This is a genomic window from Pseudomonas sp. NBRC 111131, from assembly GCF_001320525.1.
In the GTDB taxonomy this organism is placed as follows: domain Bacteria; phylum Pseudomonadota; class Gammaproteobacteria; order Pseudomonadales; family Pseudomonadaceae; genus Aquipseudomonas; species Aquipseudomonas ceruminis.
The window spans coordinates 1-710 of the sequence record NZ_BCBH01000098.1 but is presented as its reverse complement, the minus strand read 5'-3'; the positions used below and the strand labels follow the sequence as shown (position 1 = coordinate 710).

The window sequence follows — 710 nt, the reverse complement described above, 5'->3', positions numbered from 1 at the left end:
TGTAGTGGTCAACTCATCCCGGACACGGTTTTGAGTTTTTCTTCAGCTTTCGCCGGAGCCAGTCCATCGTTGAAGTGATGGGGTCGGATCCAGTTGTAGTGGCCCATTAGGTACTGGCTAATGTCTCGTTGAGCTTGCTGCCCGGTCAGGTAGCCCGTGGTCGGTATCCACTCTGATTTCAAGCTGCGAAATACTCGCTCCATCGGTGCATTATCCCAGCAGTTGCCTCGGCGGCTCATGCTCTGGCGCATGCGGTAGCGCCACAGTCTCTGGCGGAACTGACGACTGCCATATTGCGATCCCTGGTCGGAGTGAAACAGTAGTCCTTGAGGCTTTCCGCGTTGTTCGTAAGCCACGTCCAGCGCTTTGACCACGAGGTCTGCGTTCGGCTTTTCTGATAAGGCCCAGCCCACTACTCTGCGTGCATAGAGATCCAGGACAACTGCCAGATAGTGCCATTTGCCCTGTGCCCAGACATAGGTGATGTCGCCACACCAAACCTGATTTGGCGCTTCGACATCAAACGCTCGGTTCAAGATATTCGGAATATCTGGCCGCTCCACTGTGGCCTTTTTGTACGCATGTGATCCTGGCTGCTTGCTGATCAACGCCAGCTCACGCATCAGGCTGCGTACCTTGAACCGCCCGATTTGTTCACCCTCTTCTTGCAGCATTGCCTTGATACTACGGCTGCCGGGCGCACTTCGCCC

1 protein-coding gene is annotated in these 710 nt (G+C 55.4%); it reads right to left on the bottom strand.

Going from position 1 to position 710, the window contains the following annotated elements; all coding sequences use genetic code 11:
• Positions 1-8: 8 nt before the first annotated feature.
• The coding region (locus tag APH34_RS28430) for an IS3 family transposase (protein ID WP_054903794.1) at positions 9-710 on the bottom strand (702 nt) is incomplete at its 5' end.